Origin of the sequence: Dactylosporangium sp. NPDC049525 (assembly GCF_040676755.1) — a bacterium.
Classification (GTDB): domain Bacteria; phylum Actinomycetota; class Actinomycetes; order Mycobacteriales; family Micromonosporaceae; genus Dactylosporangium.
Genome location: NZ_JBFAPO010000068.1, coordinates 5,172 through 26,996 on the forward strand (window position 1 = coordinate 5,172; position 21,825 = coordinate 26,996).

General features: G+C 73.8%; 20 protein-coding genes. 2 read left to right on the plus strand and 18 right to left on the minus strand.

Annotation, left to right across the window (positions count from 1 at the left end; all coding sequences use genetic code 11):
• Positions 1-1,830, plus strand: a 1,830-nt coding sequence (locus AB0K00_RS49665) for a chitobiase/beta-hexosaminidase C-terminal domain-containing protein (protein ID WP_363537491.1), incomplete at its 5' end; no start/stop codon positions are given.
• A gap of 46 nt (positions 1,831-1,876) precedes the next feature.
• Here the strand turns inward: AB0K00_RS49665 and AB0K00_RS49670 are convergent.
• The gene (locus tag AB0K00_RS49670; RefSeq protein WP_363537493.1) at positions 1,877-3,301 is read right to left on the minus strand and encodes an NAD(P)/FAD-dependent oxidoreductase; all 1,425 of its coding nucleotides are present in this window, start codon (positions 3,299-3,301) and stop codon (positions 1,877-1,879) included.
• Here AB0K00_RS49670 and AB0K00_RS49675 point away from each other — a divergent pair.
• The gene (locus tag AB0K00_RS49675) at positions 3,300-3,881 is read left to right on the plus strand and encodes a VOC family protein (RefSeq protein ID WP_363537495.1); all 582 of its coding nucleotides are present in this window, start codon (positions 3,300-3,302) and stop codon (positions 3,879-3,881) included. The two genes, AB0K00_RS49670 and AB0K00_RS49675, sit on opposite strands and share 2 nt — an antisense overlap.
• Positions 3,882-3,891: 10 nt before the next feature.
• Here AB0K00_RS49675 and AB0K00_RS49680 read toward each other — a convergent pair whose 3' ends face one another.
• From AB0K00_RS49680 to AB0K00_RS49760, 17 genes are all read right to left on the minus strand, one after another.
• On the minus strand, positions 3,892-4,584 hold the full coding sequence (locus AB0K00_RS49680) for a hypothetical protein (RefSeq protein ID WP_363537497.1): 693 nt from the start codon (positions 4,582-4,584) through the stop codon (positions 3,892-3,894).
• A gap of 62 nt (positions 4,585-4,646) precedes the next feature.
• Entirely contained in the window at positions 4,647-6,191 is a 1,545-nt protein-coding gene (locus tag AB0K00_RS49685) for a protein kinase (RefSeq protein ID WP_363537499.1), read from the minus strand.
• A 112-nt stretch (positions 6,192-6,303) separates the two neighbouring features.
• A complete protein-coding gene (locus AB0K00_RS49690) occupies positions 6,304-7,665 on the minus strand; it encodes an MFS transporter (protein WP_363537501.1) in 1,362 nt (453 codons plus the stop codon).
• Between the two features lie 4 nt (positions 7,666-7,669).
• Positions 7,670-9,022, minus strand: coding sequence for a serine hydrolase domain-containing protein (locus tag AB0K00_RS49695; protein WP_363537503.1), 1,353 nt, complete (start codon positions 9,020-9,022; stop codon positions 7,670-7,672).
• Positions 9,019-10,245: a DegT/DnrJ/EryC1/StrS family aminotransferase gene (locus AB0K00_RS49700; RefSeq protein ID WP_363537505.1), complete on the minus strand. Its 1,227-nt coding sequence runs from the start codon at positions 10,243-10,245 to the stop codon at positions 9,019-9,021. The genes AB0K00_RS49695 and AB0K00_RS49700 overlap by 4 nt, the downstream gene beginning before the upstream one ends.
• 9 nt (positions 10,246-10,254) lie before the next feature.
• Positions 10,255-11,268 (minus strand): NAD-dependent epimerase/dehydratase family protein, encoded by a 1,014-nt coding sequence (locus tag AB0K00_RS49705; protein WP_363537507.1) that lies wholly within the window; start codon positions 11,266-11,268, stop codon positions 10,255-10,257.
• 26 nt (positions 11,269-11,294) lie between these two features.
• Entirely contained in the window at positions 11,295-11,768 is a 474-nt protein-coding gene (locus tag AB0K00_RS49710) for a flavin reductase family protein (protein ID WP_363537509.1), read from the minus strand.
• Positions 11,765-12,424 carry a 4'-phosphopantetheinyl transferase superfamily protein gene (locus AB0K00_RS49715; protein ID WP_363537511.1) on the minus strand — a complete coding sequence of 220 codons (660 nt, stop codon included), beginning with the start codon at positions 12,422-12,424 and terminating at the stop codon, positions 11,765-11,767. The genes AB0K00_RS49710 and AB0K00_RS49715 overlap by 4 nt, the downstream gene beginning before the upstream one ends.
• Positions 12,421-13,605, minus strand: coding sequence for an acyl-CoA dehydrogenase family protein (locus AB0K00_RS49720; protein WP_363537513.1), 1,185 nt, complete (start codon positions 13,603-13,605; stop codon positions 12,421-12,423). Before AB0K00_RS49720 ends, AB0K00_RS49715 begins: the two co-directional genes overlap by 4 nt.
• Positions 13,602-13,865: a phosphopantetheine-binding protein gene (locus AB0K00_RS49725; RefSeq protein ID WP_363537515.1), complete on the minus strand. Its 264-nt coding sequence runs from the start codon at positions 13,863-13,865 to the stop codon at positions 13,602-13,604. The genes AB0K00_RS49720 and AB0K00_RS49725 overlap by 4 nt, the downstream gene beginning before the upstream one ends.
• Before the next feature lies 1 nt (position 13,866).
• The gene (locus tag AB0K00_RS49730) at positions 13,867-15,075 is read right to left on the minus strand and encodes a type III PLP-dependent enzyme (protein WP_363537517.1); all 1,209 of its coding nucleotides are present in this window, start codon (positions 15,073-15,075) and stop codon (positions 13,867-13,869) included.
• Positions 15,075-16,544, minus strand: a complete 1,470-nt coding sequence (locus AB0K00_RS49735) for a class I adenylate-forming enzyme family protein (RefSeq protein WP_363537519.1) — start codon at positions 16,542-16,544, stop codon at positions 15,075-15,077. Before AB0K00_RS49735 ends, AB0K00_RS49730 begins: the two co-directional genes overlap by 1 nt.
• A gap of 1 nt (position 16,545) precedes the next feature.
• Complete coding sequence (locus AB0K00_RS49740; RefSeq protein WP_363537521.1) at positions 16,546-16,806, minus strand: acyl carrier protein; 261 nt, start codon at positions 16,804-16,806, stop codon at positions 16,546-16,548.
• Positions 16,803-18,311, minus strand: coding sequence for an amino acid adenylation domain-containing protein (locus tag AB0K00_RS49745; protein ID WP_363537523.1), 1,509 nt, complete (start codon positions 18,309-18,311; stop codon positions 16,803-16,805). Before AB0K00_RS49745 ends, AB0K00_RS49740 begins: the two co-directional genes overlap by 4 nt.
• The gene (locus tag AB0K00_RS49750) at positions 18,308-19,219 is read right to left on the minus strand and encodes a hypothetical protein (RefSeq protein ID WP_363537525.1); all 912 of its coding nucleotides are present in this window, start codon (positions 19,217-19,219) and stop codon (positions 18,308-18,310) included. Before AB0K00_RS49750 ends, AB0K00_RS49745 begins: the two co-directional genes overlap by 4 nt.
• On the minus strand, positions 19,216-20,025 hold the full coding sequence (locus AB0K00_RS49755) for an enoyl-CoA hydratase-related protein (RefSeq protein WP_363537527.1): 810 nt from the start codon (positions 20,023-20,025) through the stop codon (positions 19,216-19,218). The genes AB0K00_RS49750 and AB0K00_RS49755 overlap by 4 nt, the downstream gene beginning before the upstream one ends.
• A 24-nt stretch (positions 20,026-20,049) precedes the next feature.
• Positions 20,050-21,816, minus strand: coding sequence for a BTAD domain-containing putative transcriptional regulator (locus AB0K00_RS49760; protein WP_363537529.1), 1,767 nt, complete (start codon positions 21,814-21,816; stop codon positions 20,050-20,052).
• Between the last annotated feature and the right edge of the window lie 9 nt (positions 21,817-21,825).

Below are 21,825 nucleotides of genomic sequence, written 5' to 3' on the forward strand. Positions count from 1 at the left end.
GGTTCGACGCCGACGGCGGCCTCGACGCTGTACACCGGGCCGATCACGGTCTCCGCGACCACGACGGTGAAGGCGATCGGTCTCGCGTCGGGTCTGAGCAACTCCGCGGTCGCCACGGCCACCTACACCATCGGCACGACGGCGACCTGCCCGACCCAGTCCGACATCCCGAACTTCGGACCGAACACGCGGATCTTCGACCCGAGCATGTCCAACGCGACGATCCAGGCGCAGCTGGACGCCGACTTCAACGCCCAGAAGAGCACCCAGACCGCTCAGATGGGCAACGGACGGGTCGCGCACCTGTTCAAGCCGGGCGCGTACACGGTGCATGACGACGTCGGCTTCTACACCTCGGTCTCCGGGCTGGGGCAGAACCCGGGCGACGTGGTCATCAACGGTGACGTGACGGTCGACGCCTTCAACGCCTCGGACGCGGGCAACGCGACGCAGAACTTCTGGCGTTCCGCCGAGAACCTCGCCATCGTCCCGAGCAGCGGTAACAACCGCTGGGCGGTGTCGCAGGCCGCACCGTTCCGCCGGATCGACGTGCGCGGTGGCCTGCAGCTGTACCCGGCCAGCTTCGGCTTCGCCAGCGGCGGCTACATCGCCGACACGCGGGTCTCCGGCCAGGCCGCGTCCGCCTCGCAGCAGCAGTGGTACACCAGGGACAGCAGCCTCGGCAGCTGGAACGGCGGCGTGTGGAACATGGTGTTCTCCGGCACCACCGGGGCACCGGCGAACACGTTCCCGAACCCGCCCGAGACCACCCTGGCCACCACGCCGGTCTCGCGGGACGTGCCCTACCTGTACATCGACGGCACCGGCAAGTACCGGGTGTTCCTGCCGTCCCTGCGCACCAACGCGTCCGGCCCCAGCTGGGCGTCGGGCAGCACCCCGGGCACGTCGCTGCCGATGAGCCAGTTCTACGTGGTGAAGGCCGGCGACACCGCCGCGACCATCAACACCGCACTCTCCTCCGGCTGCAACCTGTTCTTCACCCCGGGCATCTACCACGTCAACCAGACGCTCAACGTGACCAGGCCCAACACCGTCGTGCTCGGCATCGGCTACGCGACGATCATCCCGGACAACGGCGTCAACGCCATCCAGATCGCCGACGTCGACGGCGTCCGGATCAAGGGCCTGCTGATCGACGCCGGCACGACCAACTCGGCGGCGCTGGTGACCGTCGGCGCGGCCGGTTCTACCGCGTCCCACGCGGCCAACCCGACGACGCTGCAGGACGTGTTCTACCGCATCGGCGGAGCGGTCGCGGGCAAGGCGACGACGAGCCTGATCGTCAACAGCAACGACGTCATCATCGACCACACCTGGGCCTGGCGCGCCGACCACGGCAACGCGGGCACCTTCGGGTGGACGGTCAACACCGCGGACACCGGCGTCATCGTCAACGGCAACAACGTCCTGGCGACCGGCCTGTTCGTCGAGCACTACCAGAAGTACGAGGTCATCTGGAACGGCCAGAACGGCAAGACGATCTTCTACCAGAACGAGATGCCCTACGACGTGCCGAACCAGGCCTCCTGGATCGGCCCGAACGGGCTGAACGGCTACGCCGCCTACAAGGTCGGGCCGAACGTCACCACCCACGAGGCGTGGGGGCTGGGCAGCTACTGCTTCTTCAACACCAACCCCGCGGTGAACGCCTACCACGCGTTCGAGGTGCCGAACACGTCCGGCGTCAGGTTCCACAGCCTGGCAACCGTGTCGCTGAACTTCAAGGGTGTCATCACCCATGTCATCAACGACACGGGCGGGACCACACCGGCGGGCACCACGCCCGTCAACGTGGTGAACTTCCCGTGACCTGACCGTCCGGTGGGGTGGGCCGACCGGTCCACCCCACCTGGCGTCACAGGCCGTACCCCTCCAACAGGCGCAGCCAGAACTCACTGACCGTCGGGAACGGCGGGACGGCGTGCCACAGCTGGTCGAGGGAAACCTCCGCGTTCACCGCGATGGTGGCCGCGTGCAGCATGTCCGCCGTGTCCGAGGCGACGAAGGTGGCGCCGAGCGGGACCCTGCGGTCCGCGTCGACCACCAGCTTCGCCCAGCCGGTGTAGCCCACGCCGCGGACCATGGCGCCGGCGACGTCGCCGATGTCGTACTCCACGGTGCGGACGTTGAAGCCGTCGGCACGGGCGCGTGACTCGGTGCGCCCCACCGTGCTCACCTGGGGTTCGGTGAACACGACCTGCGGGGCGCCCCGGTCGTCGGCGGTGTCGCGCAGCGCCGGCCCGTCGTCGGGGGCGCCCGCGGCCCGGGCGGCGATCACGTCGCCGCACACCCGGGCCTGGTACTTGCCCATGTGGGTGAGCAGGTTGCGGCCGTTGACGTCGCCGACGGCGTACAGCCAGCCGTCCGCGACGGCGGTCACCCGCATGCTGGCGTCGACCTGGATCGGGCCGTTCGCCCGCACGCCGATCGTGTCCAGGCCGATGTCGTCGACCCCCGCCCGGCGCCCGGCCCCGACGAGGATCTCGTCAGCGTCGATCTGCCCGCCGTCGTTGGTGTGCACGGTCACCGGGCCGCCGGGGACCGGCCGCTCGACGCGGGTCGCCGAACGGCCGAACCGCACGTCGATGCCGGACTCCCGGAACGAGCGCGCCACCAGCTCACCGGCGAACGGCTCCGTCGCGGAGAGCAGCCGGTCACCGCGCACGAGGACGGTGGTCTCCTGCGCGCCGAGGGAGTGCAAGGCCTGGGACATCTCACAGGCCACCGGCCCGGCGCCGATCACGACCAGCCGCTTGGGTACCTGCTGCACGCTGGTCGCCTCCCGGTTGGTCCACGGGCGTGCCTGCGCCAGCCCGGGCACGTCGGGAACCGCCGGGCTGGTGCCGGTGGCGAGGACGACGGCGTGCCGGGCCCGCAGCGCGTGTACGCCGTCGTCCCGCGCGGTGACCTCGACGCGCAGCGGTCCGGCCAGCCGCCCGTGCCCGCGGACGAACGTCGCCGGGTACTTCTCGATCGCGTTCACGACGTGGGTGTCGTCGTGGTGGGACACCGTCTCGTCGCGGCGGGCCAGCACCGCGGCGGCGTCGATCGTGCCACGCAGCTGCAGCCCCGGCATCCGGTCCACCTCGGCCGCCAGCTCCATCGGCCACAGCAGCGCCTTGCTCGGAATACACCCGTAGTACTCACACTCGCCGCCGGCCAGGCGATCCTCGACGACGGCGGCGGTCAGGCCACCCCGCACGGCGCGTGCGGCGGCGGTCAGCCCGACCGGCCCCGCACCGATCACGACCACGTCGAACACATCATCCTTCTCCGCCATGACGCTCCCTCCAGCGCTGAACGAGTCGCCCCGTGACTTCCCCGGCCGGCGGGCGATCGAACCAGTGACCTCGGGCCGCTGCGGCTGCAACACCGATCCGGACGGGCCCGCCCACGGCCGGCAGCAGGCAATGTCCCCCGAGACTTCACCCGCCCCTGCCGGCCTGTCGTTCCAGGATCTTCCGCGTAGCGTGGAAGTCATGCCGGTCCAGCTCAACCACACCATCGTCCACGTGCGTGACCGGGAGCGCTCCGCCCGGCTCCTGGCCGAGCTGCTGGGCGTCGCGGACCCGGTGCCGTACGGCCCGTTCCTGGTCGTCGAGCTGGCAAACAACTGCTCGCTCGACTTCATGCAGGAGCACGGCACCGTGCATCCTCAGCACTACGCGTTCCTGGTGTCGGAGCCGGAGTTCGACGAGATCTTCGCCCGCATCCGGGCACGCGATTTGGCGTACTGGGCGGATCCTCACCACCGGCAGCCTTCGACGATCAACACCAACGACGGCGGCCGCGGCCTGTACTGGCAGGACGCCGACGGTCACAACCTGGAGATCATCACCGTGCCGTACGGCGGCTCCTAGCGTCGTTCAGTCACCACGCTGTGCGCCGCCAGGACGGGCCCGCGTATGCCGGCGGGACCTCATGTTCCGACTGGACGTTGAACCACCGCGCGGGCCAGTCGGCGGCAGGTCCGGCGAGCATCGCCCGCGCCGCCGCGGCGCTCTCGTCGGGTCGCTCCGCGTCCCAGGCCGCGCGCACCCAGATCTGGTACGCGTCCGGCTCTTCAAGCTGTATCTCGATCTCGTCGGCGTCGCTCATGTCGACCCTGACGCCCACGATCCCCGACGGCAGCACAAGGTCTGCCAGGATGAGCCGCCCGGCCCGGTACACCGCGCTCTCCCAGCTGCGGTCGGCGCCGACGCGCGCCACCTCGGCGTCGTAGGCCGCCGCATCGAACAGCGTCGTGCGCCCCTTGTCCTCCCAGAACACGACTCGCCGACCCCAGTCCCAACGAACCGTCGCACCCTCACGCCGAATGCGCACCTCGATGGCACAGCACTCCGGACCACAACTCGGGCAGCACGAGATCGTCGCCGTCGTGACCTCACCGGTCGCCACGAAACGGTTCACGGGCACCAGCGCATCCCACGGCCCCGGCCCGTCGTCGCCGTCAACACGGCTGACATCCACCCCGTCGATCCGCACGATCACCGCCGGCCTGAACACCCCGGGCCGGTGATGCAACGCCTGCTCCACAGCCAACGACAACACCGACACCACCACGACCGCATCATATGGCGACGCGATCCACAGCAGCGGCCGCATGGACCCCGTACCGACAGGCACTAAGGCTTGGCGGGGGTTTCCTTCACGGTGGGTGCGGGGGCGCCCTTGCTGCACCTGACCTTGATCTCGCTCGTGTTGGTGCTCGAGCTGAGCACGGCCTTCACCTCGTCCGCCGGCCCGGGCCGGTACTCGCCGAGGGTGTAGCCGGCGGTGAGGTCGAGGCCGAGGATCTGGGCCTTCTTGCCGCTGCACGACACCCGTGCCACACCGCCGTTGGCGCGGACCTGGACGCCGGGTTCCGGCGCGGGCGGGGTGGTGACGTTCTGCGTCGGTTCGGGCCCGGGCCCGTTCGTCGGGGTCGGGCCGGCGGAGTTGGCGGGTTGCGCCGTCCCGGCGGCGCCGGTCGGGTTCGCCGCGCCGGGGCCACTGGTGGAGCCGGCCGCGGCGGTCACTGTTTCCGTGGGTACTGCGGTGGCGCCGGACGGCCCGGGGGCGGCGCCCGCCGTGGGGTTGCGGGGCGCGGCCGCCGCGCTGGTGTCCCGGGGGCGGGAGTCGGGCTGGCTGAGCACGGCGGCCACGGCGACGACGCCCACGGCGACCAGACCGGCCAGCACCAGGACGGCCCGGCGCCGGCGGCGGCCCGCGGTCCGGGTGCCTTCCAGCTCGGTGTCGTCGGCCGGCCCGGTGCTCGCCGAGGCGGGCGCGGTGGAACGGTCGTCGGCCGGTAGCTGCGCCGCCACCGGCTCCGGCAGGTCGTCCGACGGGCGGGGCACGATGCCGGCGCCGGCCGTGAGCACGGCGGCCACCTCGGCGGCGGTCGGCCGGTCGGCCGGGTCCTTCGCCAGGCACCGGTTGCAGATCTCGTTGACGGCCGCGGGGACGTCGCTGATCGTGGGGAGCGGGGCCGGCTCGACGTACACGTGTGCGTTGAGCATCTGCGACGGGGTGTCCGCCTCCCACGGCAGCTCGTCGGTCAGCGCCCGGTGGATGAGCAGGCCGAGTGCGTAGACGTCGGAGGCGGCCAGCACCTCGTCCCCGGTGAGCCGCTCCGGGGCCAGGTAGGCGGCGGTGCCGAGCAGCTGGCCCTCCTCGTCGATGTCGGGTTGACCGGCGACGGCGGCGAGACCGAAGTCGAGGACCTTCGCCCCGGACGGGGTCAGCATGACGTTGGCGGGTTTGACGTCGCGGTGGACGACGTGGCAGGCGTGGGCCGCGGCGAGAGCGTCGGCGACCTCGGCACAGATCCGCAGCGCGACCCGGGGCGGCAGCGGGCCGGCCGCCAGCCGCTGCGACAGCGTGCGGCCGGGCAGCAGCTCCATCACCACGTACGGCACGAGGTCACCGGACTCGTCGAGAGCCTCGCCGTAGTCGTAGACGTTGGTGACGTTCGGGTGCCACAGCTGGGCGGCGGCCTGCGCCTCGGCCTGGACGCGGCGCCGGGCGGCCGGACTGGCGGCCTGCGCCCCGTCCAGGACCTTGACCGCGACATGCCGGTTGAGCAGCTCGTCGTGCGCCTTCCACACCACCGACATGCCACCGACACCGAGCCGCCGGGTCAGCCGGTACCGACCGCCGAGGACCTGCTCCTGTTGCATCCGGCTCATTTCCCCCATTCGGAGCGCGGCGACACGTGCCGATTGGTTACTGGATGGTATCGGTTTGCGGTGCCCGAGAATAACGCTGCGCGACCGGCGCGGACGAGGTGCACCGCGACCGTCATGGGACCGCCGCGGCGGCGGTGAGCCGGACGACGATTCCGGCCGCGAGGGCGGCGCCGGCGGCGGCCAGGTATGCGGCGGTGCTGGTCGGTGCTGCGATCGCCAGCAGGACCGCGATGCCCAGGGCGGTGCCGATCTGCGCGGCGGCGTTGAGCAGCCCGCCGACGAGGCCGGCGGTGGTGCCGGCGGTGTCGGCGGTCGCGCAGGTGGTCGAGGCCACCGACGCGACGCCGAGGCCCAGGCCGGACAGCGTGAGACCGGTGAGGAACACCGGCAGCGACCGGTGCCAGACCCCGGCGGACTCGACCGCCATGGCCGCGGCGATGACCGCGAGTCCCGCGGTCATCGCGCCGGGCAGGCCGAGGCGCCGGATCACCGCCGCCGCCGTGGTGGAGGCGACCACGACGCTGGCGCTGAACAGCAGGAAGCCGGTGCCGGACGCGGCGGCGGACAGACCCAGCCCGTGCTGCAGGAACAGGGAACCGAGAACGTTGGCGCCGCTGGTGGTCGCGGTGAGGACCACCGCGACCGCGGTGCCGAGGCGGAACGGCCGGGCGGACCACACCACGGCGGGCACCAGGGGCGCCCGCGCGCGTCGTTGCGCCACCACGAACGCGAAGCCGGCCAGTGGCGCGAGCGCCAGCGGTACCAAGGCGAAAGGGTCGATGAAGCCGTGGTCCTGGGCGCGGGTGAAGCCCAGGATCACCAGGACCACGGTGGCCGTGCTGAGCACGACGCCCGGCAGGTCGAGCCGGTCGCCGGCCGGTCGGGTGCGCTTCGGGTCGGGCCGGACGACCAGCGGTGTCACGACAGCGGCCAGGAGCGCGACCGGGCCGATGGCGGCGAACAGCCAGCGCCAGCCGGCGGCCTGGGTGATGAGACCGCCGATGACGAACCCGGACGCGCCGCCGGCGGCGCCGGCCATCGTCCACAGCCCCAGCGCCCGGTTGCGGCGCGGACCGGGCGGCACGGCGTCCAGCAGGATGGCGAGGGCCGCCGGGACCGACACCGCCGCGCCGAGGCCCTGACCGGCGCGCCCAGCCAGCAGGACGGCGCCGTTGCCGGCGAGCGCGCACAGCAGCGAGCCGGCCGCGACGAGGACGCTGCCGAGCATGAACGTGGCGCGCCGCCCGGCGAGGTCGGCAGCGCGACCGCCGGGGACCAGGAACCCGCCGAACGCGAGGGCGTAGATCCCGGCCACCCACGACAGGGTCGCGTCGCCGAGCCCGAGGTCGTGCTGGATCATCGGCAGCGCGACGATGAGGACGGTCACGCCGACGACGTCGACGAACTGCGCGGTGCACGCCAGCGCCACCACCGCGGGGGCGCGGCGGTGCTGCACGGCGGTGTCGACTGCCATCGGGTTACCGCGTACCCGCCGGGGCGGGACTCGAACCGTGCCGCCGGTAGGGCAGGCCGTTGAGCAGGATGTGGCCGACCGCGCCGCCAGGGTCGTCGCGGACGGCACCGACGCTGACGCGGCGGCTGCCCGCGTGGGTGCGCCACGGCGGCCGGGCGTGCTCGTCGGCGGTGGCCGCCCAGACGTCGGTGGCCACCGGGTCGAGGACCAGCTCGCGGCCCTCGGTGTGCAGCCGGATCCGGTCGCCGCCGGAGCGGATGTCCAGGGCGGCGCCGCTGGCGGGCCGTTCGTAGCGGCCGTCGGGCGGCGGGGTCCGCGGTGCTTGCGGTGTCTCGTGGTGCCGCCGCGACCAGTCGCCGGGTCCGACCCCGAGGATCTGCTCGATGACGCGGTACCGGGCGTCGCGCAGCTCGTCGCCGCGGTTGTCGGCCCAGACGAGACCCACGCCGGCCGCGGGGACGCACACGAGTTTGCACCACATGCCGTCGTAGAAGCCTTCGTGGCCGAAACGCACCGCTTCACCGTCGCGGGGGCCGAGGTAGAAACCGAGCCCGTACCGCAGGTCCACGTCGAGCCGGACGTCGGCGTGCGGGCGGCGCTGCCGCCGGGACGCGGCGCCGCCGGCGAGGTGCATCGCACCGAACCGGGCCATGTCCTGCACCGTCGACCAGCACTGCGACGACGGCGCGTGTTTCGCCGCCACCCACGGCTGGTGACCGACCCGCAGCGCGCCGGCCGGGTGGTGCTGCAGCAGCGGGAACGTCATGGCGACCGCCGGGTCGTGGGTAGTGCGGTGCATGCCCAGCGGCCGGGCCACCCGGTCCTGGAAGAGCGTGGCGAACGGGACGCCGGCGCGGGTTTCAAGCACATGCCCGGCGACGATGAACCCGAGGTTGCTGTAGGAGTACACCTGCCCGGGCCGGCCGACCAGCGGGGTGCGGGGCGGCTCGCCGGTCGCCGCCGCGCCGATCGCCTCGGGGTCGCGGCCGCAGTGCTCGTGGCTGACCGCGTCCGGGATGAAGCCGGCCCGGTGGCTGAGCAGGTGCCGCAGGGTGACCTCGGCGGTCCCCGCACCGCCGCGCAGCCGGAACTGTGGCAGCGTCTCCACGACCGGCTGGTCGAGGTCGACGACACCGTCCTCGGCGAGCACGGCGGCGAGGGTGCCGGTGAGGCTCTTGGCCACCGAGTAGACCCGGAACAGGGTGTCCGGGCGCATCGCCGCGCCGGGCTCCTCGACGCTGCGCACCCCACGCGCGACCGCCTGCCGTGGACCTTCGAGGTCGAACGTGGCGACGGCGACGCCGGGCACCTGGTGCCGGGCGCGGAACTCGTCGAGGGCCGCGGCGATGTCGGTCATTGCAGGACCTCCTTGCAGATCGCGTCGGCCATGTGCTCGACCTGCCAGTCCTGCATCGCCGGGTAGATCGGCAGGTTCACCAGCTCGTTGAACCAGATCCGCTCGGCGACCGGGGCCTGGCCCAGCGCGCCGCCCCGGGCCCGCCACTCGGGCAGCAGGTGCAGCGGGAAGTACCGCAGGATGATCTCGACGCCGTGCTGGTGGTGCAGGCGGCGGATCAGTGCGTCGCGGGCGCCCGGTTCAGCGCCGTCCAGCCGGAACGTGTACAGGTGGTAGGAGTGTTCGCGGCCGGGCAGGTCGCCGTGGACGCGGACCCCCGGCAGCGCGGACAGCCGTTCGTTGAGGTAGCCGGCGAGCTGCCGGCGGCGGGCGACGAACCGGGGCAGCTTCGCCAGCTGGGTGCGGCCGACCGCGGCGGCGGGCTCGCTCATGATGGCGTTGCTGCCGCCGCAGCGCACGGCGGTGCAGTCGTGCGTGTACGCGTTCTTGGCGTGCCGTTCGGGGTCGCCGGGCCGCGGCGCCGCGTATTCGCCGAAGCCGGCGGTGGTGCGCCGCGGGGTGAAGTCGGCGTCGGGCTCCATGGAGCCGATCCGGCGCAGCGTGTCGTGCCAGCCGGGCCGGGCGGTGGTCAGCATCCCGCCCTGCCCCATCGTCGACATGTTCTTCAGGCTGTGGAAGCTCCAGCAGCCGATGTCGCCGGCGGTGCCGACGGGCCGGCCGTGGTAGTGGGTGCCGAGCGCGTGCGCGCAGTCCTCGACGAGGGCCACCCCGCCCGCGTCGGTGACGGCACGCAGCCCGTCGAGGTCGGCGGCGAGCCCGCCGTAGTGGGTGACGTAGACCGCGCGGGTGCGCGGGCCGATCAGCCGGTGCACGCTGTGCGGGTCGAGGGCGAGGCTGTCCGGTTCGATGTCGGCGAACCGCACGGTGACCTGCCGGCCCAGCAGCGCCGCGACGGTGGCCTGGAAGGTCAGGGGCGAGGCGATCACCTCGTCGCCGGGCCGCAGGTCCAGCAGGTGCGTGGCGAGGTCCAGGGCCATGGTGCAGCTGGTGACCGACACGGCGTACGGGGCGCCGGTGGCGTGCGCGAACTCGGTCTCGAACGCGCCGCGTTCCACGCCGGAGGACAGGTGCCGGTCCGAGCGCAGCAACGCGGTGACGGCGTCGATGTCGTCGTCGTCGAAGATGCTGCCCTGCCCGTGATACGGCACGACGAAGTCGTTCATGGTCAGCTCCTAAGCGGCCATCGGGCGGTGGAACACGGCGGGCATGCTCGGCAGTTCCGGGTGCTCGCCGAGCGCGGCGGCGAGCGCGGCGACGCCGGCCTCCAGCGACACCCGCGGCCGGTAACCGAGGGCGCGCAGCTTGTCGATGTCGGCGACGTGGCGGTAGCTGTCGTCGAGGACCTCGTCGTCGCAGCGCAGGTCGGCGGGCCGGCCGGTGACGGCGCCGATGACGTCGGCCAGCTCACGCAGGGACGTCTCCGAGCCGGTACCGAGGTTGTAGACCTCGCCGGGGGTGCCGCGGTCGGCGATGGTCAGCAGCCCCGCGACGAGGTCGTCGACGTGCGCGAAGTCGCGGGTCTTGCGTTCGGCGTCGCCGACGGCGGGGATCGGCCGGCCGTTGAGGTGCCACCGGACGAACTGGGACACCTCGCCGCCGGCGCGGCGCGGGTCCTCGCCCGGGCCGTAGATGGTGAAGGCGCGGCCGATGACGGCGGGCAGCCCGAACGACTCGTACATGCTCTGCGCCACGTGCTCGCCGGCCAGTTTCGACGCCGCGTACGGCAGGAACGGGCGCAGCGGGTGGTCCTCCGGCATCGGCGTGGACTCGGGCCGCCCGTACACCATGGCCGAGGACAGGTAGACGAACCGCTGCGGCGGCAGGTCCAGCAGCGCCTCGCACAGGTTGAACGTGCCCTCGGCGTTGGTCTCGAAGTCGAAGCGGGGACGGTCGACGGACAGCGTGCCGCTGGCGTTGCCGGCGAGGTGGAACACCACGTCGGCCGGGACGAGCGCGGCCCGCACCGACTGCGGGTCGCGCAGGTCGGCGTAGCGGTGCTCGACGCTGTCAGGCAGCGCGGCGGGCGGCGGGCAGACGTCCAGGACGGTGACGGCGACGCCACGCGCGGTCAGGGCGTCGACGAGGTGCGAGCCGACGAAGCCGAAGCCGCCGGTGACGATGGCGCGGGCGCCGGGCCGCAGGGGCGAGGCAGCGGAGGACGGGGTCGATGACACGGTCGATGACATGGTGGGCCCTTCGATGTCGTGGCGGGTCACTGCAGGGTGCCGCGGAAGAAGGTGAGCGGTTCGCCGTCGCAGGCCGCGGCGGCCTCGGCGACCTCGCCGATGACGACGACGTGGTCGCCGGCGGGCAGGACGTCGTGGACGCGGCAGTCGATGTACGCGAGCGCGTCGTCGATGACGGGTGCGCCGGTCGCGGCCTCGACGGTGCCGACGGCGGAGAACTTGTCCGGGCGGCGGGCGGCGAACGTGTCGCAGATGCCGCGCTGGTCGCGGCGCAGGATGCTGACGGCGAACGAGCCGGCGTCGGTGACGGCGCGGGTCGTGCTGGCGGCGGTGGCGAGGCAGACCAGCACCAGCGGCGGCTCGAGGGAGACGGAGGTGAAGGAGTTGACGGTCATGCCGACCGGGCCGCGCGGGGAGTCCGCGGCGACGACGGTCACGCCGGTGGCGAACTCGCCGAGGACGCGCCGCAGCTGCCGGTTGCCGGTGTCGTTCGTGCTCATCTGATCCTCCCGGTGAGAGTGGTGTGCCGCAGCCGTACGTCGAAGCCGTCGCGGCCGGTGGTGATGGCGACCGCGGCGCAGAACCCGTCGGCGACCCACACATCGCGCCACCACACGTCCCGCCACCGCCCGGCCGGATACGGTCCACAGTGGACGTCGGCGAGGCGGTGCCGGATGCCGGTGCCGCGGGCCTTGACGCAGGCCTCCTTGCGGGTCCACAGCCGGGTGAACGCCGCCGGCCGCTCGCCCGGCGGCCGGCCGGCCAGCCAGGCCCGTTCGGCCGGCGAGCACGACCAGGGCAGCGCCGTCGGGCGCCGGTCGTCCGGTTCGAGGTCGACGCCGACGTCGCCGGCCCGGCTCACCGCCACGGCGATGAGGCCGCCGGCGTGGGCCAGGCTGAACGAGACGCCGGCCGCCGGGTCCGGTCCGGCGACGCCCGGGCGGCCCGCGTCGTCGACGACGATCGGGACGTCCCGGGGCGGGCAGCCCAGTTCGCCGGCGAGGAGCTCGCGGGCCAGCACCCGGCCGCCGATGTACTCGGCCCGGCGGTCGCCGTGCAGTGCCCCGGCGCGGTCCCGTTCGGCCGCGGGCAGCGACCCGACCAGCGCGTCGGGGGTGCCGGGGCGCGGCGCGACGACCACCAGCGCGCCGTTCATGGCAGCCTGGCCGCGCGGTCGAACAGCGCGAGCCTGCCGTTGGCGAGCAGCAGCCGGTCGTTGGCGTACATCAGACTGGCCGAACGCAGGTCGCGCAGCACCCGCTCCAGCGCAGTGGGGGAGTTCTTGAGGTAGCCGTGACGCAGCCCGACGAGGTCGATCAGCTCGTCGACGGCGGCGTAGCAACGCTCCGACGCGACGATCTTCAGCTCGTTGACGAGTATCTGGTACGCCGGCGCCTCCACCTCGGCACGGACCGCGCCGCCGGCGACGACCCGTTCGACGGTGGCGACGACCCGGTCCAGCAGTGCCTCGACGCCGTCGAGGTCCGCGCGGACCCGGGCGAGGCGGGTGAGCAGCAGTTCGGAATCGAGGTTGTACTGGCGGCGGGCCCGCGGGTCGCGCAGCAGGACCAGGACGCGGCGCAGCGCGCCCTGGGCGGCGCCGAGCCACGCGGACGCCCAGGCGATGTGCCCGGCCGGGACGAAACTGGCCAGCGCCACCGTACGGAAGTCGTCGCCGACCACGTTGCCGGCGTCGACGACACCGTCGACGGTCACCGGGACGCTGTGCGTGCCGCGCATCCCCATCGGGTCCCAGTCGCCGTGCGTCTGCACCGTGATGTCGGCGCGGTCCGCCCAGACGAGCCGGACGTCGGAGTCGGGCGCGTCGGCGCCGGCGCGCATGGTGATGAGGAACGCGTCGGCGTGCAGCGAACCGGTGGAGATCGGTGCGTCCCGGTGCAGCCGCAGCCGCCCGTCGCCGGTCGGTTCCAGCGGTGCCTGCGCGGTGAGCAGGTGGCCGCCCTTGCCGCGTTCGGTGGTGATGGAGGCGATGTAGACCTCGCCGCGGGCGATGCGCGGCAGGACGTCGGCGCGCAGCCGCGGGCCGGCGTGCCGTGCGACGGCGGCGACCTGCTGGCAGTGCATGGCCCAGATCACGGCGGTCGCGGTGCAGCCGCCGGCGAGCTCGCGGGTCACCTCGGCGAGGTCGGCGAAGGTGCCGCCCATCCCGCCGTACTCGGCCGGCACCAGCAGCCCCATCAGCGGCGTGCCGCGCAGCGCGTCCAGCCCGGCCCGGGGGAACTCGCCGTCGCTGTCGACGGCGGCGGCCTGCGCGGCGATCGCCGGCAGCACGTCGCGGGCGACGCTCACCGCGTCGGACGTGAGCACCGCGGTCATGACCGGGCTCCTTCCTCGTCGATGCGCTGCAGGGTGTCCTGCAGCGCCTGCGGGGTGGTGAACGTCTGCTCGACCAGCGCCTCGTCCGGCAGGACCAGGTCGAAGGTGTCCTCGAGGTCGAACAGCAGGTCCACCGCGGCCATCGAGTCCAGGCCCAGTGAGCGCAGGTCGGCGTCGGCGGGCAGCGGCGCGCTGTCGGGCAGGTACTTGAGGTGCCGGCGCAGCACGGTGGTGTACCGGTCGGTGTTCGGGGTGCTCATGTCAGCGTCCTTTCTGTTCGGTGCGCACGAGTGAAAGCCGGGAGGCGTGCACGACGGTGTCGCCGTCGAGGACGACCTCCGCGGGTGGTTCGTGGCTGAGGAATCCGATGAGGCTGCCGCTGAGGCCGTAGGCGCCGACGTTCGGCACCTCGACGACGTCGCCGGCGCGCAGGTCCGGCAAGGTGACGCCGCGGCTCCACGCGTCCAGCGGGGTACACAGTGGACCGACGACGTCGCAGGTGACGTCCGGGGCGTCCGGCCGGTCGGCGGACAGCTGCGGCACGAGCGGTGGCACGCGGCGCAGCCCGGCCATCCCGCCGAGATGGTTGATGCCGCTGTCGAGCAGGACGAAGGTGCGGCCCTTGGACTGCTTGACGTCCTGGACGGTCGCGGCGAGCCGGCCGCACTCGGCGGTCAGGTAGCGCCCGGACTCGAACAGCACCCGCGGCCGGTCCGGGGCGTGCGTGCCGAGGAGGTCCTCCAGCGCCGCCCGCAGCCCCGGGTAGCGGGTCCGCCGGCCGGCGCGGGCGTACGGCGCGGCGAAGCCGCCACCGAGGTCCAGCACCTCGACGGGGCGGCGCAGCACCGGTCGCAGCGCCGCGGTGACCTCCAGCGCGGTCCGGAACGTCGCGATCAGGTCGGCCTCGTCGGCGACGTTGGTGCCGAGGTAGAAATGCAGGCCCTTGACGGTGACGTGGTCGTGGGCGAACGCGTCCGGGTCGGCAGCGACGTGTCCGGCGTCGACGCCGAACTGGGAGGCGGTGCCGGTCATGGCGAGCCCGGCGCCGGCGGGTGCGGTGTCGCCGTTGACCCGCAGCAGCGCGTCGGCGGTGACGCCGTGCTGGGCCGCGACGTGCCCGAGCCGCGCCAGCTGGGCGGCGGAGTCGACGGAGAACAGCCGGACCCCGGCGGCGAGCGCGTGCTCGAGTTCGGCGCGGGTCTTCGCCGGCCCGTTGTGCAGGATGCCGGCAGGAGGGACCCCCGCGCTGAGCGCCGCGTCGAGCTCGCCGGTGGAGCTGACCTCGACGCCGCAGCCGACCCGGTACAGCTCGCGGATGAGCTCCGGGTGCGGGTTGGCCTTCACCGAGTACAGCAGGGTGCCGGCCGCGGGCAGCTGCGCGACGAGGTCGGCGTGCGCGGCGCGCAGGACACTCAGGTCGTAGGTGTACAGCGGGCTGCCGTACCGTTCGACGAGGTGGGGTGCGTGCATCAGGACACCTCCGGGGCTTCGTCGCGCAGCTGGTGGCGGTCGATCTTGCGGTTGGTGCTCAGCGGCATGCGCTCCAGCACCCGGACGGTGTCGGGCACCTTGGCCGGTTCGAGGCGTTCGCGCAGCCCGGCGAGGACCGCGTCGGCGGGTGCGGTGCCGGTGGTGAACAGCCGCACCGAGTCGCCGTCGTGGTGCGGCGGCACGACGGCCGCCTCCGCGACGCCGGGCACGTCCAGGGCCGCCGCCTCGACCTCCAATGTGGACACCCGGTGGCCGCGGCTCTTGTACACGTCGTCGAAGCGGCCCCGGAAGTACAGGTAGCCGTCCTCGTCGAGGGCGCACAGGTCGCCGGTGAACAACGCCAGCTCGGTGCCGGAGCCGTACGGCCGGAACCGCTGCGCGGTCTGCTTCGGCGCCCGCCAGTACCCGGCCATCACGTGCGGCCCGCGAACCACCAGTTCGCCGGTGGTGCCGGGCGGCACGGGGCGGCCGTCCTCGTCGACGACGAGGCACTCCGTGTCCGGCAGCGGCCGGCCGACCGAGCCACGCCGCCGGTCGAGGTCGGCCGGGTCGAGGATGGCGACCCGCTTGCACTCGGTCAGCCCGAACATCGCGTACACGGCGACGTCCGGGAAGGCGCCGCGCAGCGCGTCGATCGTCTCCGGGGCGAGCCGGGCCCCGGTGTTGGTGACGGCCCGCAGGGCGGGCAGCGGCGCACCGCCGCGCCGGTGCAGGCGCAGCAGGGCCGCGGCGATCGACGGGACCAGCGGCAGCACCGTGACACCCCAGCGCTCCAGCCGCCGGGGCAGCCCCGGGCCGACTTGGCCGGGGTCGCCGAGGGCGAGCGTGGCCCGCGCGTGGGCGGCCAGGAACACCTGGTAGAGCCCGTAGTCGAAGGACAGCGGCAGGAACGTGCCGATGACATCACCGGGCCGCAACCGCAGCCGCCCGGCGATCGCGGCGACCGCGAACCGCATCGTGCGGTGCGGTGAGACGACGCCCTTGGGCGCGGCGGTGCTGCCGGAGGTGTAGATCAGGCAGGCCGGGTCGGCGCTGATCCCCGGCCAGTCGACGGTGCCGGACGGTTCGCCGAGCACCGGGAACGTCGCGACCGGGACGGTCACGTCGGCCGGCACCCGGGCCGGGTCGTCGGTCAGCACCAGCGCGGGCGCGGCGTTGTCCAGGATGTGCCGCAGCTGAAACGGTTTCGTCTCGCTGTTGACCACGACGAACACCGCGCCGAGCCGGGACACGGCGTAGCAGGCGCAGACCAGGTCGGGGCTGTTCGCGGCGAGCAGCACGACACGGTCGCCGCGGCGCACCCGCTGCGCCCTCAGCCACGCCGCGGCCGCGTGGGTCCGCGCGGCCAGCTCCCGGTAGGTCCAGTGGTGCTCATCGGTCACGACGGCCAGCCGGTCGGGGGCCGCCTCGGCCGCCTCGTCGAGCAGCCCATGCAGCGCGTCGGTCATCTCAGGCACCTCCTGTTGCGGGTGTGCTGGCGGGTGTGCTGGCTTGGACGGCGCCGGCGAGCGACACCAGGTCGGTGAACGTCTCCGGGACCAGCAGGTCCGGTTCGAGCTCGATGCCGAGGTCGGACTCGATCCGGTCGATCACGGCGGCGATCGCGAGCGAGTCGAAGCCCGGCTGGTCCAGCAGCGGCTCGTCCGGCGCGACCGGCCGGCCGAGGCGGCCGCTGACGACCTCGGTGACGTAGGGCAGCAGCGCGGTCACGACGCACCTCCGGCGGCCTGGTCGACGAGCTCCCGGCGGGCGATCTTGCCGGTGCTGGTGCGGGGGAGATCGGCGGTGACGGTCACCTGGACCGGCACCATGGACGCGGGCAGCTCCCGCAGGCACCACTGCCGCAGGTCGTCGCCGGACGTGTCGCCGTCGGTGACCGCGAACGCGTGCAGCAGGTTGGTGTGCTCGGGATGCGGCAGCGCGACCACCGCCGCCTCGCGGACCTGCGGGTGGCGCAGCACGGCCGCCTCGACGTCGCCGAGCTCGACCCGGAACCCGCGGGTCTTCACCAGCCCGTCGCGCCGGCCGAGGAAGCGCAGCTGCCCGTCGGCGTCCCAGGTGGCGTAGTCGCCGGTGCGGTGGCAGGTCCAGCGGCGGCCGTCGGCGAGGACGGTGGCGCGGGACGCGGCGGTGAGGTCCGGCCGGTCCAGGTACCCGGGGGTGCGGCTGGGGCCGGACACGAGCAGCTCTCCGGCCCGGTCCGGTTCGGTGACGACCCCGTCGTCGTCGCGGTCGCCGTCGCGCAGGAAGATCCGGGTGCCGGGCACCGGCCGGCCGAGCGGGATCCGGGGCAGGTCGAGGTGTTCGGGCCGGACCCGCAGGGCGGTGACGACGTTCGTCTCGATCGGCCCGTACAGGTTGTGCACCTCGGTGTGCGGCAGCGCGGCCATCAGCCGGCGCAGCGGCCCGGGGTGGAACTCCTCCCCGGCGTACAGCAGCAGCCGCAGGTCCGGCAGCCCGTCCTCGGGCAGTGTGGTGCGGTGCAGCAGCGCGACGAGGGCGGACGGCACGGCGTACAGCACCGTGATGCGCTGCCGGCGCAGGTGCCGCAGCAGCGCCTGCGGGAACAGCACGGTGCGCTCGTCCACAGGGCAGACGGTGGCGCCGCTGCCGAGACCGGCGTAGACGTCCAGGACGGGCAGGTCGAAGTGCAGCGGCGCGTGCACCGCCACCCGGTCCGCCGGTCCGAGCCCGGTGTAATCGGCGGCCCAGTCGACGAACGCCGCCGCGTTGCCGTGGGTGATCACCACCCCTTTCGGGCGGCCGGTGGAGCCCGACGTGTACAGCACATATGCGGTGTCTTCGGCGCCGACGGATGCGGGCTCTCCCGCAGGCTCCTGGTGCGCGAACACGACGCTGTCGCGGATCACGTCGGCCGCCGCCCAGCCGCCGGCGGTCCGGTCGTCGACGACGACCGCGCGGGCGCCGCTGTCGGCGACGACGAACGCGCGCCGCGCGGCCGGTGCGCCCGGGTCGATCGGCACGTAGCTCAGGCCGGCGCGCAGCGCGGCGAGCATGAGCATGATCGCCTCGGGGGACTTGGTCAGGTGCAGCGCGACCCGGTCGCCGCGCCGCAGGTGCGCGCCGAGCCAACCGGCGGCGCGGGCGACGTGCCGCTCGGCCTCGCGGTAGGTGATGGTGCGGGTGCCGGTGTCGAACGCGGCGTGGTCCGGGTGGCGGCGGGCGGCCGCGGCGAAGCGGTCGTACAACTTCATGGCAGGTCTCCTTGGCGGTGTGCGGTCGCGGCGGTGGCCTCCGCGTCGGCGACCGGGCCGGCGAGCGTGTCGAACACGCCGGTCGGCACGCGCCGTCCGCGCCCGGCCCGCAGCTGGGCGATGTATGCCTGTTCACTGGCCCGCCGCCACGCGGCGGCGACCTGGTCGGCGAAGCGCCCGCCCGCGTCTGCGCCGTGGTGGGCCGCCAGCCAGGCCGCGTACCGGGTCCGGCTGCGCACGCCGAGCCAGCAGGCGAGCGCGACCTCCGCGATCACGTCCGGGTCGTCGGCGCGGCCCCGGATCCGCTCGACGTAGCCGCGCAGCGCGCCGGCGTCGGCGATGTGCGCGGCGTTGGCGCGCAGCGTGTCGCCGGGCGGTGGCGGCGCGGGTGGCCCGGCCGGTTCGAGCGTGGCCGCGCGGGGCGCCGCGCCCAGCAGGTCGGTGAGGTCGGCGGCGGGGACGGTCGTGCGGGTCGGCCGGGCCGGGCCCCAGGCGGTGTCGTTGTGATACGCGTCCACGATCCGGGCCAGACCGGCGTCGATGCCGGCGACGATGAACGAGTGATCCATGTGCGCGTGGCCGGCGTACGGCAGCCACGGCATCGCGTACGCGTCGGCGATGCACAGCACCGGCCGCCCCCGCGCCAGATGTTGGGTCAGCGGGGCCGGGTCGTGCCAGGTGACGGCGAGCCCGGCGTCGCGGCGCAGCCGGTCCTCGACCGGTTCCCGGGCGAAGACCGGCGCCCCGCCGAGGTCCTGGAAGCCCCAGTCGCGGGTGAACGGCCCGTGCTGGTCCGGCGCGCCGGCGTGCCGGGCCAGCAGCTGCAGGTTGTCGTCCAGGCAGTCGAGCTGGTCGCTGTCCAGGTCGTCGAGGTTGTCCAGGTCGACGGGGTCGTGCACGGTGGTCATGAGGTACCTCCCAGGCGCTCTCGCAGCCGCTCGGTGACGGTGGTGGTGGGCATGAACGCGGCCGTCCACGCGGCGCTGAGCTCCAGCCCCCGCGCCACGGACAGGTCCCGGCTGGCGTGCAGCACGTGCTTGATCCCGGCCAGCACGTGCCGCTCGTGCCCGGCGATCAGGTCGGCGACCTGCTCGAGGCCGGCCGGCGTGTCGTACACGGCGGACACCAGGCCGACCCGCAGCGCCTCCGCCGCGCCGAGCTCCGTGCCGGTGAGCGCGAGATAGGCGGTGGTGCCCTCGCCGACGATCCGCGGCAGGCGCTGCAGCAGGCCGAGGTCGGCGACCAGGTCGATGTCCACCTCCCGGGCCGTGAACACCGCGTCGGCCGCGGCGACCCGCACGTCGCAGGCCGCGACCAGCTCCAGCGCGGCGCCGACGCAGCTGCCGGTGACGGCGGCGACCACCGGCAGCGGGCAGTCCTCGACCGCGCTGATCGCGTGCTGCACGGCGCGGGTCTGCTCGTAGAGGGCGCGCCGCGCGGCCGCCTTGTCGTCGCCGAGGCGGGTGATCCGCCGGTACTGGGGCAGATACCAGCGCAGGTCCAGGCCGACGCTGAAGGTGCCGCCGGCGCCGCGCAGCACGACGACGCTGGCCGAGTCGTCACCGGCAAGGTCGCCGAGCACCTGCGGCAGGCCGGTGAACACCGCACCGCCGAGGGCGTTGCCGGCGCCGGTGCCGTGCAGGGTCACGGTCGCGACCGGGCCGCGGCGCCGCACCTCGAGTGCGGGGACGGTGGAACGGGAATCGGTGAGCATGCATGCAAGGTGCCCACCGGGCGTTTAGTGGCGGTGCGAGTCCGGGTTTAGTCCCGGTGTACCGGCGTGCAGGCGCTCCTGCGCGAACGCGGCGATCAGCCGGTCCAGGACGTACCGTCCGCCGCTGTCCGCGTCGACCAGGTGCAGCTCCAGCAGCCGGTCGATGGCCGCGTCCGCGGCGTCGACGGACAGCTCCGTCGCGGCCGCGACCGCGTCGACGTCGAACGGCCCGGGCAGCGTGCCCAGCCGCGCGAACACCCGCTGGTGCAGCTCGTCGAGCCGGCCGTAGCTGGCCGCGATGCGGGGCCGCAGCTGCAGGTCGCCGTGGCGCAGCACGTCCAGCGGGTTGCGGGTGGCCAGCCGCCGCGCCAGGTCCGCCACCGGACGGTGCCGGTGCACGACCAGCCGGCTGCCGGCGATCCTGACCGCCAGCGGCAGCCGGCCCACCCGGGTGACCACGGCGTGGACCGCGTCCGGTTCCGCGTCGGCGCGCTCCTGACCGATGATGCCGGCGAGCATCCGGACCCCGGCCGCCTCGGTCAGCGCCGTGCAGACCAGGTGCTGGGCGCCCTCCAGGCCGGCCAGCACGGAAGGGCTGGTCACCAGGACCACGCTCGGCGAACCGGCCGGGATCAGCGGACGCACGTCGCGTTCGTGCGCCGCGTCGTCCAGCACGATGAGCATCCGCCGGTGCCGCATCCACGTCGCGTACGTCTCGTGCAGGTCCTGATCCGGGGGCACCGGCGCACCCAGTGCGCGCAGCACCCGCCGCAGCGCCTCCTGTGGTGTCTCCCGGTCCATCCGCAGGAACAGCTGGCCGTCGGGGAACCGATCGCGTAACAGGTGCCCGGCCCGCACCGCCAGGACGCTCTTGCCGACGCCGGCCTTGCCGGAGATCACCATGACCGGCGACGCCGCCTCGGCGCTCAGGAACCTGCTGACGCGTGCCACGTCGTCGTCCCGGCCGACCAGGTCGGGGACGTCGACGGGCAGCTGCGCCGGCCGGTGACCGCCGGGCGGCCGGCGCACCGTCCGCACCCCGGGCGGTGCCGTCAGCTCGTCGTTGAGGATCATCCGGTGCACCTGCTGCAGCTGCGGACCCGGTTCGATGCCGATGCTGTCGATGAGCGCCTCCCGGCCTTCCCGGAACGCGCTCAGCGCGTCCGCGCGCCGGCCCGTCGCGTACAGCGCCCGCATCTGCCGCGCGCGCAGCCCCTCCCGTGCGGGATGCAGGGTCACCAGCGCCGCGAGCTCGTCCAGCACCCGGTCGTACCGGCCGCGGTCGAGCTCGACGTCCACCCGCAGCTCGACGGTGGCCAGCCACCGCTCGGTCAGCCGGCGCGCCTCGGCCTCGATCGACGGCGACGGCTCCAGATCAGCGAGGGGTTCGCCCCGCCACAGCGCCAGCGCCGCCGCGAGCGGGTCGGCGGCCTCGTCGAGCAGCCCGAGCGTGAGCGCCGTGCGCCCCTCGTCCACCAGCCGGTCGAACTCGTGCCGGTCCAGGTCGCCCGGCTGCAGCGACATCCGGTACCCGGCCGGCATCGTGCTGATCAGGTCGGCGTCGACCCCGGCGGGCAACGCCCGGCGGATCGCCGACACGTACTGCCGGATCAGGTTCGGCGCAGACAGGGGCGGCCCGACCGGCCACAGCTCCTGCGCGAGCCGGTCCACGGACACGAAATGGTCCGCGTTGACCGTGAGCAGTGCCAGCAGCTTCCGGTGCTTCGCCGCGCGGATCCGGTGCCGTAGCCCCGGGAAGATCTGGTACGCGCCGAGCACCCCGAACTTCACACCGCACCC